A 16,897-nucleotide genomic window follows, 5' to 3' on the forward strand; every position below is an offset into this window, starting at 1 on the left:
ATGAGCATCTTCCTCACCGAGAATGACCGCGTCATCGTCCAGGGCATGACCGGCTCCGAGGGCCGCAAGCACACTCGGCGCATGCTGTGCGCCGGCACGAAGGTCGTCGCCGGAGTCAACCCGCGCAAGGCCGGCACCGCCGTGGCCTTCGACGTGGCGCCCCTCGGTCCGGGCGCCGAATCCCTCGGCGTCACCGCCGGCACCGTCAAGGTCCCGGTCCACGGCACCGTGGCCGAGGCCAAGGAGGCGACCGGCGCCGAGGTCAGCGTCGTCTTCGTGCCGCCCGCCTTCGCCAAGGACGCCGTGGTGGAGGCCGTGGACGCGGACATGCGCCTCATCGTCATCATCACCGAGGGCATCCCCGTGGCCGATGCGACCTGGGCCCGCGCCTACGCCGCCGAGCACGGTGCGCAGATCATCGGCCCGAACTGTCCGGGGATCATCTCTCCGGCCAAGTCCAACGTGGGCATCACTCCGCCCGACATCACCGGTCCCGGACCCATCGGTCTGGTTTCGAAATCAGGCACGCTGACCTATCAGCTCATGCACGAGATGCGCGATCTCGGATTCACCACGTGCATCGGCATCGGCGGCGATCCCGTGATCGGCACGACCCACATTGATGCTCTGGCGGCCTTCGAGGCGGATCCCGACACTGAGCTGGTCGTCATGATCGGTGAGATCGGGGGAGACGCCGAGGAGCGCGCCGCCGCCTACATCCAGTCCTCCATGACCAAGCCCGTGGTCGCCTACGTCGCCGGTTTCACCGCCCCGGAGGGCAAGACCATGGGGCATGCCGGCGCCATCGTCTCCGGGTCCTCCGGAACCGCCCAGGCCAAGAAGGCAGCTCTGGAGGCTGCGGGCGTGCATGTGGGGCGCACGCCCAATGAGACCGCGGCTCTCGCCCGTGAGCTGCACCGAGAGGTCGCCGGCGCGGCGGGGCAGATGTGAGCGCGGGGGACGGTCAGGCGCGACGGGGCCGAGTGGTCTCGGACGCCGATGAACTCACCCGTGCAGGCGGGCTTCGCCGTGTGGTGCCCGCCGACTGGCCCTTCGCCGTGCGCACAGGCATCGAATCGGTACTGGCGGGCTGGCTGCTCGTCGTCGTTCCCACGCTCGCCGTCTTCGCCTCCACCTCCTCCATGGACGCCGCCGCAGCGCTGTCCGCGGGCACCGCTCTGCGCGCCGGCACCGGCCTGTGGGGCCTAGGACTGGGCGGGGTGTGGGGGAGCGCCTCGAGCTCCGATGGCGCCGTCGGCCTGCCGCTGCTGGGACTGACGATCCTTCAGGCGCTCATCATCCGATGGTCGGTGCGCCGCTCACGACTGGCGCGCCCGCTGTCGGGCGTGTGGACCGTTCTGACCGCGATGGCGATCGGGGCCGTCATCGTCGTCGCCTCGGGCCCGGCCGGTTCACGCATGTGGACGGCGGTACTGGGGCTCGGAGCGCTGACGGCGCTCATCGTCTTCGGTCACCTTCAGCATCGCGATCGGGGCATGCCGGGCGTGGAGCGCTGGTGGGCGCGCCGTCCGCGGTGGGCGGATCCGGCTCTCGCCCTGGTGCGCGGTACAGCCCTCGCCATGGCGGGACTGGTCGCCGTCGTCGCCCTGGTCGCCGTCGTCATGGGCGCCGGACGCGTCGGACGCCTTCATGATGCGCTGTCCGCCGGCGGGATCACGGCATCTCTCGGGCTGGTCCTGCTGCAAGCCGGATGGGTTCCGACCATGCTCGTATGGGCACTGTCGTGGCTGGCCGGCCCCGGCTTCACAGTGGGAACGGGCAGCCTTTTCTCTCCGGACGTCGTGATGGCCGATGCCGTTCCCTCCATGCCGCTGCTGGGGCTGCTGCCCACCGCGCCCCTGGGGACTGCGGGCGTCTACCTGCCCATGGTCATCACGCTGGTCGCCGTGGGGGCCGCCTGGCACCGGCGCCGTGAGCTCATCGAGTTGGAGCTCCTGGAGTCTCTCCTGGCCGCCGTCGCCGCAACCATCATCATCACGCTCGGCTGCCTGATCCTGTCCCTGGGGGCGTCCGGGCCGATCGGCCCCGGCAGAATGGCCGAGGTCGGCCCGTACTCGGCGTACCTGTGCGTCTTCATCGCCCTGGAGGTCGGGATCGGATTCATCGTCGTGGCGGTTCTGACCCATCCCACCACTCGTCGGTTGACCACTCGTGGACTGGCGGCGACCGCTGATGCCTCCAGCGCCTCTGCCCAGAGCATGCGCGACCGTCTGGGAGCCGCTGCCAAGGCGGCTCAGGGACGGCGCGCCTCCACCGACGAGGCGCGCCGGGCTCGCGGCAATCCGGACGAGGGCGGGGGCGCCGAGCCGGCCGCACCCGAGGAGCGCGGTCGCACGGCGCCGGCGGACGCCGCTCCACAGCGCCGGACGCGGGCGGCGACTGCGCCGTCGGACCGGGATGAGACCGCGGCGGTGGGGCGATCGGCGCCCCGCCGCGAGAGCGCCGAGCCGGCAACCGCGCCCGAACCCGGGAGGACCCCCGCTGTCAAACGCACTGCCTCCGGGCGGAGCCCTTTCGCCGGTTGGCGCGAGCGGGCCGCGCAGACCTCGGAAAGCGCCGATTCCGGGGCCGAGGGCGAGGACTGAAGCAACCCCAACAACTCCCGTCAACTCCGGCAACTCCGGGAACTTGGCAACTCTGTAATCACTGCATAATCACTGCATTGTGAGCACTGATGACCTCATCAACTCCACTGACCTCATCTGAACGCATCCACGGCCGCACCGCAGAGGAATGGGCCGGGGCCCTGCCGCTGCTGAAGCCGCTGACCGCGATGACCGAGACCAGCTGGTTCAATCCCGACATCCGCGGCGCCGCCGAGGGCCTCGCCGACGTCGGGCTCGCCCGGGCCGACATCGAGGACGCCGCGGCGCGTCTGAAGCGCTTCGCGCCGTATCTGGCCGCCGTCTTCCCCGATACGCGTGCAACCCTGGGCATCCTGGAGTCGCCGCTCGTCGCAATCCCCTCGATGCAGGCCGATATGGAGCGCGACTGCGGCCATGCCGTTGCCGGTCGCCTCTGGCTCAAGCTCGACTCCGAGCTGCCGATCTCCGGATCGATCAAGGCCCGGGGCGGGATCTACGAGGTGCTCAAGCATGCCGAGGACCTCGCCGTCTCGGCGGGCCTGATCGGCTATGACGACGACTACGCGGTCCTGGCCGGGCCGGAGGCCGCAGACTTCTTCTCGGGATACTCGGTCGCCGTGGGCTCCACCGGGAATCTCGGGCTGTCGATCGGCGTGATGAGCGCCGAACTGGGTTTCAGGGCCGTCGTCCACATGTCCGCCGATGCGCGGCAGTGGAAGAAGGACATGCTGCGAGCCCACGGCGTCGAGGTGGTCGAGCACGCGTCGGACTACTCCGAGGCCGTCAGGCGGGGGCGCGCACAGGCGGAGGACGACCCGACCTGCTTCTTCATCGACGATGAGAATTCCCGCAACCTGTTCCTCGGCTACTCCGTGGCCGCCCACCGGCTCGCCGGGCAGCTCCAGGCCCTCGATATCACGGTCGACGAGCGGCACCCCCTTCTCGTCCACCTGCCCTGCGGGGTCGGCGGCGGCCCGGGCGGGGTCGCCTTCGGCCTCAAGGTCGAGTTCGGCGATGCGGTCCGGGTGGTCTTCGCCGAGCCGACGCACTGCCCGTCGATGTTCCTGGGCGTCTACACGGGTCTCCACAGCGCCATGAGCGTGCAGGACTTCGGCATCGATAACGTCACTGCTGCGGATGGGCTCGCCTGCGGACGCCCTTCGGGCTTCGTCGGTCGGGCCATGCAGCACCTCATCGATGGCTTCGTCACCGTCGATGACGATCACCTCTACACCCTGCTGGCGCAGTTGCACGAGGCCGAGGGGATCGACGTCGAGCCCTCCGCGACAGCCGGCCTCCTGGGACCCGTGCGCGTGGCCGAGGACGCGGACTACCGGGCGCGTCTCGGCCTGGACGATCGGACCCTCGAGCGCGCCACCCATATCGTCTGGGCTACCGGCGGCAGCATGGTGCCACGACCTGAGATGAGCGAGTACGTGCGCAGAGGTCAAGAACTGCTCCGGGCGGCTCGTCGGGCGGGGTGCCTCATGTCAAGGTGCCCGCGAAGTGTCTTCGGTGCCTCATGTAGGAATGCCCGCCAGGTTGAGGGGTGGTTAGGAGGCTTTCCTGACTCGTACGCCTTTGTGGACGTCGGGCAGGATGCTTGGGATCTGGGCGAGGTAGAGCTGGTCGGTCTTGTCCTTGGCCAGGCGGATGAGAACGTCCTGGAGCTCGATGATGCGGCGGGTGATAGAGGCGGGGTTGAGCTGGTTGCGGTACGAGACCAGGTCAGTCTTCTGGGCCTTGGTCAGGGCGCTGGTGTCCAGCAGCCGGTCCAATGGGGTACGAGGAGCGTCGTAGAGGCGCTTGCGCCTGCCGGCCTTATCGGTGCCCCATCCGATGGGCTTGCGGGTGGGGGTCAGGAAGTTGAGCTTGACGTTGACCTGCTCCCAGAGACGGCCCAAGACCTCGCGCTCCTCGCTGGTGTCGTAGCGGTAGTAGAAGGCGTAGCGGCGCACCAGGTGGTTGTTCTTCGACTCGATGGTGGCCTGGTCGTTCTTCCTGTAGGGGCGTGAGCGGGTGAAGTAGATGTCCAGGTCCCCGGCCCAGCGCACCACGCTGTGGTTGATGAACTCTGAGCCGTTATCGAAGTCCATGCCCAAAACGGGGAACGGGACGCATCCCACGGCGGCGTCCAGGGCGGAGATGATGTGCTTCTCAGCGTTGTTTCGGATTGAGCGAGTGAAGGTCCACCCCGTGAGCACGTCTGTCATGTTCACAGTCCGGGTGAACTCTCCTTTGAGGGTCGGCCCGCAGTGGGCGACGGTGTCGACCTCGAAGAACCCAGGCTCAGCCTCGATCTCGTCACCAGCCTTGCGGATCTTGATGGAGCTGCGCAGCAACGGACCGGCCTTGGTCGTCGACTTGCCCCGCAGCTGCTCGGTAGCCCGCACCGGGGCGAGGTAGCGGTCAATGGTCGCCGCGCTCATGGCCACCAGCTCGTCTCTGACGGCTGGGGTGTAGCGCGGCTCGTCGTCGAGCTCACCGCTCGCCTCCAGCAGGTCCAGCAGCAGCGGCATGGACTCCTTGAGGTACTTGCCGCACTGCCCGCCGCTGGCGGCCCACACTCGCTGGAGCACCTTCAAGGCGTCGTAGGAGTACCTGCGGGCTCTAGCCCTGCGCTCCGCCGACTTTCGGCGACCCGGTGGGCGCCTGGCTGCGGCCACCAGGCGTCGGCGCGCGTTGTCCCGACTCCAGCCAGTGACTGCGCAGACCTCATCAAGGATCCGTCCCTTGTCCTTCTTCGACGCCCTGGTGTACACCCTGGCGTACTTTCCCGTGATCTCGGCCCTGGCCCGCATCGACAACCCACTTCCCATGCCCACCACGGTCCACGAGCTTCGCGGGCAGTCCTACATGAGGCACCGACCCTCTTACGCGGGCATCCTTCATGAGTCTCGTCGCGGGGCTGAGCCGAGAAAACGGAGCGGTTAGACTGGGGTCGGCCGCGACTGGCGAGGGTGGGTCACCACCGGGGAGCGGTCACCGATCATGAGCAGGGGACGTCGCCCGCCTGGGCGTCCCCGGACCGATCGAACCAGGAGCGCCTGTGGCCAAGCAGCCCGAGTCCGCCGTCCCCACCCAGCACGTCCCCACGGAGGGGCTGATCAGCCCGGAGCGGGTACCCGTGCGCCGGGCCCTGATCTCCGTCTACGACAAGACCGGTCTGACCGACCTGGCCGCCGCCCTCGTCGAGGCCGGTGTCGAGATCCTGTCCACGGGCTCCACCGCCGCCACGATCGCCGGTGCGGGTCTGCCGGTGGCGCGGGTCGAGGACGTCACCGGATTCCCCGAATGCCTCGAAGGGCGGGTCAAGTCCCTCCACCCCGCCATCCACGCCGGTATCCTCGCCGACCGTCGCAAGACAGCGCACATGAGCCGGCTGGCGGAACTGGATATCGCCCCGATCGACCTGGTGGTGGTCAACCTCTACCCCTTCTCCGACACTGTCGCCTCGGGCGCCCCCTTCGACGCCTGCATCGAGCAGATCGACATCGGCGGGCCCGCCATGGTGCGAGCTGCCGCCAAGAACCATCCCGGTGTCGCCGTCGTCACCGATCCCGCCGTCTACGACGAGGCCGCTGCAGCCGTGCGCTCCGGAGGCTTCACCCTGGCCCAGCGCCGGGCTCTGGCCGCCCGGGCCTTCGCGCATACGGCGGCCTACGACGCCGCCGTCGCCACGTGGCTGGCCGAGCAGGTTGAACAGGTCGAGAACGACGCAGCAGACTCCGCTGCGGGGGCCGGAGCCTCCATCTCCGCTCCGCCCGCCTATGTCGGCGTGGGCTACGAGCGCCTCGCGAGCCTGCGCTACGGGGAGAATCCGCACCAGGCCGCGGCCGTCTACCGCATCCCTGGCGAGAGCGGGGGAGTGGCCGGAGCCCGCCAACTGCATGGCAAGGCCATGAGCTACAACAACTACACCGACACCGATGCCGCGCTCCGGGCCGCCTACGATCATGGCGATGCCGTCACGGTGGCGGTCGTCAAGCACGCCAACCCCTGCGGTATCGCCGTCTCCGCCGCCGGCGATGCCGCCGAGGCCCATCGCCGGGCTCACGCCTGCGACCCCGTCTCCGCCTACGGCGGCGTCATCGCCACCAACACCACCGTCACCGCCGCGATGGCCCGGCAGATCAAGCCGATATTCACCGAGGTCGTCGCCGCCCCCGCCTTCGCCGAGGAGGCCCTGGAGATCCTGTCTGCCAAGAAGAACCTGCGCCTGCTCGTGGTCTCGCCGCCGAGGCGCGAGGGCTATGAGATCAAGCAGGTCTCCGGCGGCGCCGTCATCCAGCAGCGCGACTCCTACCAGGCCGGTGACGCCGACCCGTCGACCTGGCGGCTCGTGGCCGGCCGGGCGGCCGATGAGACGACTCTCGCCGACCTGCGCTTCGCCTGGGAGGCCGTCCGCTCGGTGCGCTCCAACGCCATTCTGCTGGCCAAGGACGGCGCGACCGTGGGGGTCGGCATGGGGCAGGTCAATCGCGTCGACTCCTGCCGATTGGCCGTCGAGCGCGCCAATACTCTCGGCGCGCGATCCACCGGCGATGCAGCCGCCTCGGACGCGACGGCGAAGGGCGCCGTGGGCGGCGGCGACGCCGCTGACATCCTCCAGGCCGCGCCGCCCGAGCGCGCTCGCGGCGCAGTGGCCGCCTCCGACGCCTTCTTCCCCTTCGCCGATGGCCTCCAGGTCCTCGTCGACGCCGGTGTCACCGCTGTCGTCCAGCCCGGTGGATCCATCCGCGATGATGAGGTCATCGCCGCCGCCCAGGCGGCGGGCGTCACCATGTACCTCACCGGTGCCCGTCACTTCGCCCACTGACGCCGCGTCCGCAGCGGCGAAGCAGTCGCACCGGCTGATCGCCGTCGTCCCGCGGCTACGCCTGCCGTTCTGCTCTGCCCCTGTTTTTCTCGTGCGCCTACTGCGGCTCTTGCGGTCTTCGACGATGCTTCGACGATGCCGGATCCGCAGTATCGACGACTACGATGATGGCTGTGAGCCAGGACCAGACCATGCCGAAGAGCTCCGATGCCGATCAGCCTGAGGATGAGGGGCGGAGTGCGGCAGAGGACGCCTGGGCGCAGGCGGGGCTGCCCGCCGCCCGGCCGCCCGCCAAGCACAAGGAGCCCTATCGGACGCTGGCGGTCCTCGCTGTGGCCGTCGGCTTGATGATGGTTCCCGCGATATCCCTGCTGGGTCATCGACGGCTGGCGGTTATGTGGCTCGGCGCAGGAGTGCTGCTGCTCGCACTCCTGCGTCTGCAGCGGCCCGAAGGAACATGGATCGCCGCCCGCGGCCGCGTCTTCGATGTCGTCTTCGGGATTCTTCTGGCGGCCGCACTGTTCGCATTGACGTACTACGCGGGCTTGCCGCGGGTCGCCTAGCACCGGCGCTGCTGAGCCGAGTGCCCGCCGGCGCCGGGGTGAATCGGCGGCCGGGCGGCGATCGGCGAGCGCTCAGTCACAGATACAATTGTAGGTACAGTCGCAGGTACAATGGCGGGCCGTCGCCCGTCCTATGGCATGCTGCGCTCTGGCAGTGGCGGTTCCCAGCCGCCTTCCCCGGCCGAAAGGCAGTTCCGTGTCATATCTTCGCAGGGCGCTCTCAGCCAGTGGCATCCTCGTGTGGGTACTCGCCGCGATCGTTCTCGCTCTTGTTCTGGGCAGTATCAAGATCGGTGGGAGCCCGTTCATCCCGCAGGCCGCCGGCCGTATTTTCGCCACGTTCTCCGACCTTTTCAGCCAGTTCCTGTCGTTCGCCATCCCGCTGATCATCATCGGCCTGGTGACGCCGGCGATTGCCGATCTCGGGAGGGGCGCGGGCAAATGGCTCGGCATCACCACGGCCATCGCCTATGCCTCGACCCTCTTCTCGGGGTTCCTGACCTATGTCGTGTGCGCGGGATTCCTTCCGCGCCTGCTCGCGGGAACTGCCCTGTCCGACGTCGAAGAGCCCGGAAGCGCGCTGGAGACCTACTTCAGCATTGAGATGCCGGCGCCCGTTCCGGTCATGACGGCGCTGCTGCTGTCCTTCGTCCTCGGGATCGGCCTGTCGATGGTGCCGCGAGGCGTTCTGCGCAAGGGCTTCATCGAGTTCCGGGCGATCATCACCAGACTCATCGAGCGGATCATCATTCCGCTGCTGCCGCTGCACATCTTCGGCATCTTCCTGAACCTCACCTACACGGGCGAGGCCTGGTCCGTCATGCGCGCCCTGATGCGAGTGGTGGTGGTCGTCCTCGTCCTGGAGGTCGTCATCCTCGGCGTTCAGTACGTCGTGGCCGGATTCATCGGCGGGAAGAACCCCGTGCGCGCAGCAGCCACCATGATGCCCGCCTACCTCACCGCGCTGGGCACCTCCTCATCGGCGGCGACGATTCCGGTGACGCTGGCCCAGACCAAGAAGAACGGCGTGTCGGACGCCGTCGCCTCCTTCACCGTTCCACTGTGCGCCACTATCCACCTGGCCGGCTCGACCTCGAAGATCTTCGCCTTCGCCTTCGCGATCGTGCTCACCCAGGGGCTGAGCGTCTCGACCGTGCAGTGGGTGGGCTTCATCTTCATGCTCGGCATCACCATGGTTGCCGCTCCGGGCGTGCCCGGCGGGGCCATCATGGCGGCCACGGGCCTGCTGTCGTCCATGCTCGGCTTCGACGACGCGCAGGTCGCCCTGATGATCGCCACCTACATCGCCATGGACTCCTTCGGCACCGCCACCAATGTCACCGGCGATGGCGCCATCGCCATCGTCATCGATCGTCTCGCGGGCGGACAGATCCGCGATGACGGCGATCCGGAGAATGCCCGCGAGCTCGCCTTCGACGGGATGAAGTACCTCGACCGCGTCAGTGTTGAGGGCGTGGTGAGTCCCGAGGAGCTGGAGTCCTCCGCTGAGACGGCCGGAGCCGATGCCGCGCGCTGAGGCGCCGGCCGTCCCGGCCGGCGGTCGCGCGATCCCTCCGTATGACCGGGATTACATCAGTGGCGAAACCATCGTCCCGGGTCATCAGCGGCCCCTCGCCGTAGGCTCGTGCCATGGGCTGCACTGCTCGCGGCCCGAGTGATACGTCATTCCGAAGGAGTCTTCATGGCCAACGCCCCCGTCAACGTCACCGTGACCGGTGCCGCCGGAAATATCGGTTACGCGCTGCTCTTCCGCATCGCCTCGGGCTCCCTGCTCGGTCCCGACCAGCGGATCAACCTGCGTCTGCTCGAGATCCCGCAGGCCGTCAAGGCCGCCGAGGGCACCGCGATGGAGCTGTTCGACTCCGCCTTCCCGAACCTCGGCAGCGTCGACATCTTCGATGACCCCGAGCAGGCCTTCGAGGGGGCCAATATCGCCTTCCTCGTCGGCTCCATGCCGCGTAAGGCCGGCATGGAGCGGAGCGACCTGCTGTCCGCCAACGGCGGCATCTTCGGCCCCCAGGGCGAGGCCCTGAACGCCGGCGCTGCAGACGACATCAAGGTGCTCGTGGTCGGCAATCCCGCCAACACCAATGCGCTGATCGCTGCCTCGCACGCCAAGGACATCCCTGCCTCGCGCTTCACCGCGATGACCCGTCTGGACCACAACCGCGCCCTGGCGCAGCTGGCCTCCAAGGCCGAGTGTCACGTGACGGATCTGGACAAGGTCACCGTGTGGGGCAACCACTCCTCGACCCAGTACCCCGACATCACGCAGGCGACGGTCAAGGGCTCCCCGATCACCGACATTCTCGCGGATCGCGCCTGGGTGGAGGACGACTTCATTCCGACCGTCGCCAAGCGCGGTGCCGCCGTCATCGCCGCCCGGGGCGCCTCTTCGGCCGCTTCGGCCGCCTCCGCCGCCGTTGACCACGTCCACGACTGGTGCCTGGGCGTCGAGGGCTACTCGTGGACCTCGGCATCGATCATGTCGGATGGCTCGTACGGCGTGCCCGAGGGCATCATCTCCTCCTTCCCCTGCACGGTCGAGGACGGGGAGTGGAAGATCGTCCAGGGCCTGGAGATCGATGACTTCTCCCGCAGCAGGATCGACGCCTCGGCGTCGGAGCTTCTGGACGAGAAGAAGGCCGTGGCCGAGATGGGTCTCATCTGACGGTCTCGTTGACCGATGCGCATGCGCGCATAGACGAGATGCCCCCGGCAGCACCGCTGCCGGGGGCGTCCCTCATGGTGAAGCCGGTGAACCGACGTGGCCTTATGGCCTGCATAGTCGGCACTGACTGGCACGGCCGGCACTGACTGGCACGACCTGCACGGCCGGCGCTGCCGGTACTGGCCGTCACCGTGGACCGGTCGGCTGATCACGTCTCGCCGTCCTCCTTGGAGCCGATTCGGACGCTGGGCATGGTGAGCGCGGCGATCCCGGCCAGGGCGTATGCGGCGATGATGACCCACAGGCCCGCGGTAGCCGCGGCCTGCGCGTCGTCGGTGTCGCTGATCTCGCCGAAGTACACAGCGCCTGCCAGAGCGACCCCGAGCACCATGCCCACCTGTCCGAATGTGGTGAAGGTGCCGGATGCTGCGCCTGCCTCGGCTGTGGGGACGGTATCCAGGGCGATTGAGGTCTGCGGCATGATCAGCACCATCATTCCGATGCCGGCGACTGTGAGGGCGGGCGTGAGGCTCCAGCCGCTGAGGTCGCTCCCCTCGGACTTGATTACCATCATGACCCAGCCGAAGGCTGCCGCCTGGAGCGCGCCGCCGAGCAGCACCGCCTGCTTCCCGAGCCGCTTCATGAGGAGCATGGCGACCGGTGTTCCGATCATCGAGCCGATTCCAATGGGGAGCAGTGCGAGTCCTGCCGAGAATGCTGTGAAGCCGAGAGCCGCCTGCATGTAGAACAGAAGCACGAGCGAGTAGCCGCCGTTCCCCACCGATGAGACCACCTGCACGAGCAGTCCGCTGGAGAACCCCCGATTCTGGAACAGCGGCAGGGGCAGGAGCGCGGTGCCGTCCGCGGAGAGTTTGCGCCGCTGCTGCCGGATGAACAGGCCGATCGCGAAGGGTGCGGCGACGAGCATCATCCATATCCACCATGCCCAGCCGGCTGCGCGGCCGTCGGTCAGGGGGAAGACGACCAGGAATACGGCCAGTGCGCCCAGTGCGACGCCGGCGAGGTCGAGCCCCACCGGGTGCTCCGAGCGGCTGTTGGGGACGAATAGCACTGTGGCGGCGACCAGCAGGATGCCGACCGGGACGTTGATGAGGAAGATGCTGCGCCACCCTGTTCCCAGTACATCCGCCGTGACCAGCCACCCGCCGAGGAGCAGTCCGGCGATCGCGCCGATTGCGCTCAGCGCACCGACGACGCCGAATATCGGCCCCCGTTCCTCCGGCGCGAACATGACCTGCACGCTCGAGAGCACCTGCGGCACCATGATGCCGGCGAATGCGCCCTGCACGACGCGAGTCGTCACGAGCATGTCACCGCTCCACGCGAGGGAGGCGAGCCCGGACGCGACGGTGAAGCCGATGACGCCGATGAGGAAGATGCTGCGCCTGCCGAATATGTCGCCCAGGCGACCGCCCGTGATGAGGAGCGTCGCGAAGGCGATCACATAGCCGGCGAGCGTCCATTCGAGTTGGGCGGGCGTGGCCTCAAGGGTCGCGCTGATGGCGGGCAGCGCGACATTGGTGATGGTGGAGTCCATCAGGTCCATGAACGTCGCCACCATGAGAACAACGGTGGCGGCAAGTCTGTTAGTCATATCCGTACTTCTTCCCAGGCTCGAAAGCGACAGAGCCGCGTAGCTGCGTATCTACATATCTGCGTACACCGTACGCAGATGCCATGTGTACACTGTACGCAGAAGGTTTCGTGGCAGCAAGCAGGAGGTTGTATGTCCGAAGCAGTACCGCCGCATTGGGCTGCCCTGGCCTGGCGGCTTCGAGGTGGGGCCTCTACGGGTGAGGGGCTCAGCGTCGGCCGCATCGTGCAGGCGGGTATCGAGGTCGCGGACAAGCGCGGGCTCGCGGGTCTATCCCTGCGCAAACTCGGCGAGCAACTCGGGGCGGGCACGATGGCCGCATATCGCTATATCGAGTCCAAAGACGAGTTGATCCTGCTCATGATCGACACCGCGCTCGGCGCCCCGCCCGCAGAAATCGCCGAGGCGCCGACCTGGCAGGCCGGTGTCAGGCTGTGGGCTGCGGGAATGTCAGCGCGCTACAGCGCGCATTCCTGGCTCTTAGAAGCCCCCCTGATCGGAATGTCGGCGACGCCGAATCGGCTCCTCTGGTTCGAGCGCCTCTTGCAGCCGCTCGCGCAGACGGGGCTGGGGCTGCAGAACCTGCTTGACGCCGCCTTGCTCATAGACGGTCATGTTCGCAATGTCGCCTACCTCGGGCGAGAGCTCGACAGGACGATGGCCCTGCCGTCTCAAGAGCCCGTATCGTGGCTTCCGGCACTTCTCGATGAGAGTACCTTCCCGATGACTCGCCAGGTATTCACTACCGGCTTGCTGGCAGACGGCACTGAGCAGGACATGGATTTCGGTCTCGCCCGCATCATCGCGGGGATCGAAGACCTGTCGGGAGCGAAGGCGACGTGAGGCGACTAGTCCGCTAGTCCGCGCGTGCTCCGCTGCCTTTCATCGCCTTCGTGCGGCCGCTTCCGGGGCTCAGCGATAGGGTCGGGCCATGGCACGACGCAGCTCCAAACGGCCTTACCGCGCTGAGCACCGCCCGCTCGATATGGGGCGCCTGGGCTCAATGCCGCGCACGCAGACCGGGCCGGGCGGTGCCGAGTTCACCGTGCGCCACGTGCGCAGCGGCGACAAGCCCTATACCTGTCCTGGCTGCAACCGGGGCATTGCGCCGGGAACGCCGCATGTCGTCGCCTGGTCCAACGAATCCCTCTTCGGTCCGGATCGCGGTCTGGAGGAGCGTCGGCACTGGCACTCGGCATGCTGGGAACGTGGCCTCTGGTAGCAATTCGTCGGTGCTGTTGGAGGAATCGCACATACCAGCACCCTGCGGCCTGTCTCAAGATGCGGATGTGAGTGATCGGGCGCACACTAGAACTCATGGCCGCCCCTATCCGCCTGCGCATCGCTTTAGACCCGGATTCCGCAGAGCCGGTCTTCGCACAGATCTGCTCTGCGATCCGTGTCGACGTCACATCAGGACGTCTGGCCGCAGGCGTGCGCCTGCCCACCACACGCGCCTTGGCGGCTGAACTTGACGTTGCCGTCAACACAGTCGCCAAGGCCTACCGCGAGCTTGAGCTCGAGGGAGTGGTGGAGGGGCGGGGTCGTCACGGCACCTACGTGATGGACCTCGCCGATACCGCGGCTGAGCGGGAGACGATGCGCTTCGTGACGACCATGCGCAACTTGGGGGTGACCCGGGAGGAAACCCTGGCCCTCGTGCGGCGCGCCTGGTCGTGAGAGTGCGACCGGGCTCAGCGACGCTTGCGGCCGCCCATGCTCAGCAGATCCTCCTGAAGGGAGTGGTCGTTCTCCGCGGCGCTGCTCGCAGGGGAGTCCGCACTCTGCGCAGCCTCGGGGGAGCCTGCGGAGTCGGTGCTGCCGGAGGTGACCTCTGACAGTCCGGCGGCCTGAGGCACGCCGGTCGCCAGCGCGGCACTGATGACGTCGGAGAACTCTGGGGCCTGCGGCATGATGTTGCCGAGCACGCCGCGCATCTCCTCCAGATAGCCGGCAACCGAGTCGCGCTGCCGCTCGAGCTCCTTGATCTGACGCATCATGGTGGTCTTCTCGACCTCGGCGTCGGCACGAGCGTCCTCGAGCAGCGCCGATGCCTCCATACGGGCCTGGTTGACGGTGTCCTCCGCCAAGCGCGTGGCCTCCTCCTGCCGGGAGCGGAGCGACTCGTCCACCTCGGAGCGGACCGCCTCCGCGCGGGCCAGGGCCTCTTCGAGCCGGGCCTCCGCCTGGGCGGCCTGCTCCTGCGCCTGCTGGTTCATCTCCTCAATGTGACGCCGCGCGGCCTCGTGGGCGGCGGAGTCCTCCTCGGCCGCCGTCTCATGAGCGGCCGCGATCTCCAGGAGCGCCTGCTGACGCAGCTCCGTGGCCTCGGCCCGTGCGGCCTCGGCCTCGGCCGTGCTCGAGCGCCGCAGCGACTCGGCCTCGCTACGGGCTTCGGACAGGAGGGACTCGGCCTCTGCCCGCGCCTTCTCCACCGTGATGCGGGCTTCTTCGGCTGCGGTCTCCTTCACCGAATCGGCCTGGTCCTGCGAGGAGCGCCGCAGAGCGTCGGCCGCCGACTCCGCGGCCTCCCTGGTCTCACTGGCCTCGCGCTCAGCCGTCACGGTCATCTCGGCCGCGGACTTCTTGGCGGCGGCCACCGTCAACTGCGCGTCACGGTCAGCCGCGGAACGGGCCTCGGTCGCATTCGCCCTGGCCTCGGAGGTGATCTGATCCGCCTTGCGCTGGGCCGAAGCGACGAGCTCGTCCGCGCGCGCCTGGGCGTTGGCCAGGATGGTGGACGACTCGGCCTCGCTGTGGGAACGCAGCTCGGCAGCCTCCCGCCGGGCATCGGCGACCATCGTGGCAGCCTCGGAGGAACTGCGCTCGGACAGGTGAGCGGCATTGGCGCGCGTGCGGGCCAGAAGCGCGTCGGCCTCGGCGTTGGCCTTGGAGAGCACCGAAGTGCTCTGCTCCTCGGCACTGCGCAAAAGCTGCTCGATGCGCGATCCGAGCCCGGCATAAGTGGGCTTGTCGGCCTCGCGTAGACGACGCTGAGCGTCGGCGAGCTCGCCGGCAAGCGTCATGGCCCGCTGATCGAGGCTGGCGACCTCGCGGCGGGCGTCTCCCAATTGACGGGAAAGAGCCTTGATGCGTTGGTCGACCTGGGTGCGGTCGTACCCACGCATGGTGATGGCGAACTCCTCAGAAGACCCCTCGGCCACGTCACTCCTCCTTCTAGCGGGCCGCCGCGGCCCGCTGTGACTCAATCGTAGTCATGAGAGAGCCCCTTGCGGCTAGGTTCTGAGAGCCTGATGGTGATGAGATTGTGCTCCGACGTCGGAGAGGACAGGCTCGACATGCCGTCGGAAGCGGTTCTTCCGCTGAGGGCGCAGGTCCTGTGATCTTCGGCGAGCTTCCTCGCACGGACGAGAGGAACATGCGATTCTGGGCAATGTCTGCACCCGGGTGGCTGTGTCACCAGATCACTAGGTAATTAGGTAACCAGAGTCACCAGCATCTTGGGCGCAGGGGCCGGTGACAGCGGTGCCATGTCCACGACCTTGAGGAGAGCCACGTCGTGAACCGACGGATCCTGAGCGCGATCATCGCCGTCCTCGGCCTGCTCGCCATTGTCTTGGCCGTCTGCTCCGCCACCGTCTGGCGGCCCAGCGCGACCGCGAAGGCGACTCTCGCCGCATCACCCACCCAGAACTATGTCGTCACACAGCCGGGCGTCCTCAGTCGAGTCGACTCCAAGGTCACCGTCACTGCGACGGCCGACTCCGGTGAAGACGTCTTCCTCGCTGTGGGGCATTCCGCCGATGTCAATGCGTGGCTCGCCAATGACCCGTACGTGTCTGTGACGGGCATGGAGAGCTGGGAGAAGCTGTCGGCCACTGATGTCACGACCAGGTGCGGGGATGACCCGGCGGCGGCCCCCAGCGCCTCGGGCGATCCCAATGCCACTCCTGGGCCGACGTCCGCCCCGAGCCTTGATGAGAACGGCTGCACCATTCTGGAAGCGTCCAATGCCGACCCGGCCACGTCAGACCTGTGGCAGAACACCGTGACGGACAAGGGAAGCGTCACGCTCGAGGTCGATGCCAAGGACACCGATATGGTCGTTCTGGCCGCCACCGACGGTTCTTCCCCCGCCCCCAATATCTCCCTGTCGTGGCCGCGCAAGGTGTCGACGCCTTGGCTCGTTCCCGGCCTTGTTCTTGGCGGACTCCTGCTGCTCGTCGGCGTCTTCCTGCTTCTTATCGATATCCAGATGCGTCGCGCCGATGAGCAGCGACGTGCTCGGTCCGCGGAGCGGGCGGCTCGGCTTGCTCAGGCCGATGGCGTGTCCACCGCGGGAATTCCCCAGATCGGTGATCCGAACCGTCCGCTCTCGCGCAGAGAGATGCGGGAGAAGGAGCGGGCTGAGGCCGAGGGGGAGGAATGGATCGATCCGCGAACCGGTCGCGTCTACCTCGGCGGGGTCGAGGCTCCTGAGGTGCCGCAGGCGTCCGACCCGGGACCGGCTCAATATGGCGTATCGGCCGATTACTACGGTGATCCCAGCGACTACTACGGCCAATCGCCTGATTGGGGAGGGGCTGCGCAGAGTGATGACTCCTTCAGGCAGGACACCGGTGTGATGCCCGATTATGCGGG

General features: G+C 67.9%; 13 protein-coding genes, 1 pseudogene and 1 riboswitch. Of the genes and pseudogenes, 11 read left to right on the forward strand and 3 right to left on the reverse strand.

Annotated features, from left to right (window positions below; all coding sequences use genetic code 11):
• The 3 genes and pseudogenes from sucD to W5W_RS15880 all read left to right on the forward strand — a co-directional run.
• Window positions 1-951 (forward strand): succinate--CoA ligase subunit alpha, encoded by a 951-nt coding sequence (sucD, locus tag W5W_RS0113795; RefSeq protein WP_017195825.1) that lies wholly within the window; start codon window positions 1-3, stop codon window positions 949-951.
• The gene (locus tag W5W_RS0113800) at window positions 948-2,606 is read left to right on the forward strand and encodes a cell division protein PerM (RefSeq protein WP_154650360.1); all 1,659 of its coding nucleotides are present in this window, start codon (window positions 948-950) and stop codon (window positions 2,604-2,606) included. Before sucD ends, W5W_RS0113800 begins: the two co-directional genes overlap by 4 nt.
• A 188-nt stretch (window positions 2,607-2,794) precedes the next feature.
• Window positions 2,795-4,000, forward strand: a pseudogene (locus W5W_RS15880) (D-serine ammonia-lyase); the annotation flags it as partial.
• A 159-nt stretch (window positions 4,001-4,159) separates the two neighbouring features.
• Here the strand turns inward: W5W_RS15880 and W5W_RS0113810 are convergent.
• Window positions 4,160-5,425, reverse strand: a complete 1,266-nt coding sequence (locus W5W_RS0113810; protein WP_238533364.1) for an integrase catalytic domain-containing protein — start codon at window positions 5,423-5,425, stop codon at window positions 4,160-4,162.
• A gap of 118 nt (window positions 5,426-5,543) precedes the next feature.
• Window positions 5,544-5,632, forward strand: a riboswitch (ZMP/ZTP riboswitch).
• 23 nt (window positions 5,633-5,655) lie between these two features.
• On the opposite strand from W5W_RS0113810, the gene purH reads away from it, so the two are divergent.
• The 4 genes from purH to W5W_RS0113835 all read left to right on the forward strand — a co-directional run bounded on the left by purH (window position 5,656) and on the right by W5W_RS0113835 (window position 10,680).
• Window positions 5,656-7,425: a bifunctional phosphoribosylaminoimidazolecarboxamide formyltransferase/IMP cyclohydrolase gene (gene purH / locus W5W_RS0113820; RefSeq protein WP_017195830.1), complete on the forward strand. Its 1,770-nt coding sequence runs from the start codon at window positions 5,656-5,658 to the stop codon at window positions 7,423-7,425.
• Between the two features lie 167 nt (window positions 7,426-7,592).
• Window positions 7,593-7,988 (forward strand): DUF3017 domain-containing protein, encoded by a 396-nt coding sequence (locus tag W5W_RS15130; protein ID WP_238533365.1) that lies wholly within the window; start codon window positions 7,593-7,595, stop codon window positions 7,986-7,988.
• A 196-nt stretch (window positions 7,989-8,184) separates the two neighbouring features.
• Entirely contained in the window at window positions 8,185-9,525 is a 1,341-nt protein-coding gene (locus W5W_RS0113830; RefSeq protein ID WP_029574349.1) for a dicarboxylate/amino acid:cation symporter, read from the forward strand.
• Between the two features lie 165 nt (window positions 9,526-9,690).
• Window positions 9,691-10,680 carry a malate dehydrogenase gene (locus W5W_RS0113835; protein WP_008730666.1) on the forward strand — a complete coding sequence of 330 codons (990 nt, stop codon included), beginning with the start codon at window positions 9,691-9,693 and terminating at the stop codon, window positions 10,678-10,680.
• Between the two features lie 208 nt (window positions 10,681-10,888).
• Here W5W_RS0113835 and W5W_RS0113840 read toward each other — a convergent pair whose 3' ends face one another.
• A complete protein-coding gene (locus W5W_RS0113840) occupies window positions 10,889-12,295 on the reverse strand; it encodes an MFS transporter (protein ID WP_029574350.1) in 1,407 nt (468 codons plus the stop codon).
• Window positions 12,296-12,427: 132 nt separating this feature from the next.
• Between W5W_RS0113840 and W5W_RS0113845 the strand changes: the two genes are divergently transcribed.
• The 3 genes from W5W_RS0113845 to W5W_RS0113855 all read left to right on the forward strand — a co-directional run bounded on the left by W5W_RS0113845 (window position 12,428) and on the right by W5W_RS0113855 (window position 13,975).
• Window positions 12,428-13,138 carry a TetR/AcrR family transcriptional regulator gene (locus tag W5W_RS0113845; RefSeq protein WP_017195834.1) on the forward strand — a complete coding sequence of 237 codons (711 nt, stop codon included), beginning with the start codon at window positions 12,428-12,430 and terminating at the stop codon, window positions 13,136-13,138.
• Window positions 13,139-13,226: 88 nt separating this feature from the next.
• Window positions 13,227-13,517 carry a hypothetical protein gene (locus W5W_RS0113850; protein ID WP_081486257.1) on the forward strand — a complete coding sequence of 97 codons (291 nt, stop codon included), beginning with the start codon at window positions 13,227-13,229 and terminating at the stop codon, window positions 13,515-13,517.
• Between the two features lie 95 nt (window positions 13,518-13,612).
• Entirely contained in the window at window positions 13,613-13,975 is a 363-nt protein-coding gene (locus tag W5W_RS0113855; RefSeq protein WP_017195836.1) for a GntR family transcriptional regulator, read from the forward strand.
• A 14-nt stretch (window positions 13,976-13,989) separates the two neighbouring features.
• Here the strand turns inward: W5W_RS0113855 and W5W_RS0113860 are convergent, their stop codons facing one another.
• Window positions 13,990-15,459 (reverse strand): hypothetical protein, encoded by a 1,470-nt coding sequence (locus W5W_RS0113860; protein WP_017195837.1) that lies wholly within the window; start codon window positions 15,457-15,459, stop codon window positions 13,990-13,992.
• A 356-nt stretch (window positions 15,460-15,815) separates the two neighbouring features.
• Between W5W_RS0113860 and W5W_RS16330 the strand changes: the two genes are divergently transcribed.
• On the forward strand, window positions 15,816-16,897 hold a 1,082-nt coding region (locus tag W5W_RS16330), incomplete at its 3' end, for a hypothetical protein (RefSeq protein WP_017195839.1).

It is taken from the genome of Actinomyces massiliensis 4401292 (genome assembly GCF_000269805.1).
GTDB lineage: Bacteria > Actinomycetota > Actinomycetes > Actinomycetales > Actinomycetaceae > Actinomyces > Actinomyces massiliensis.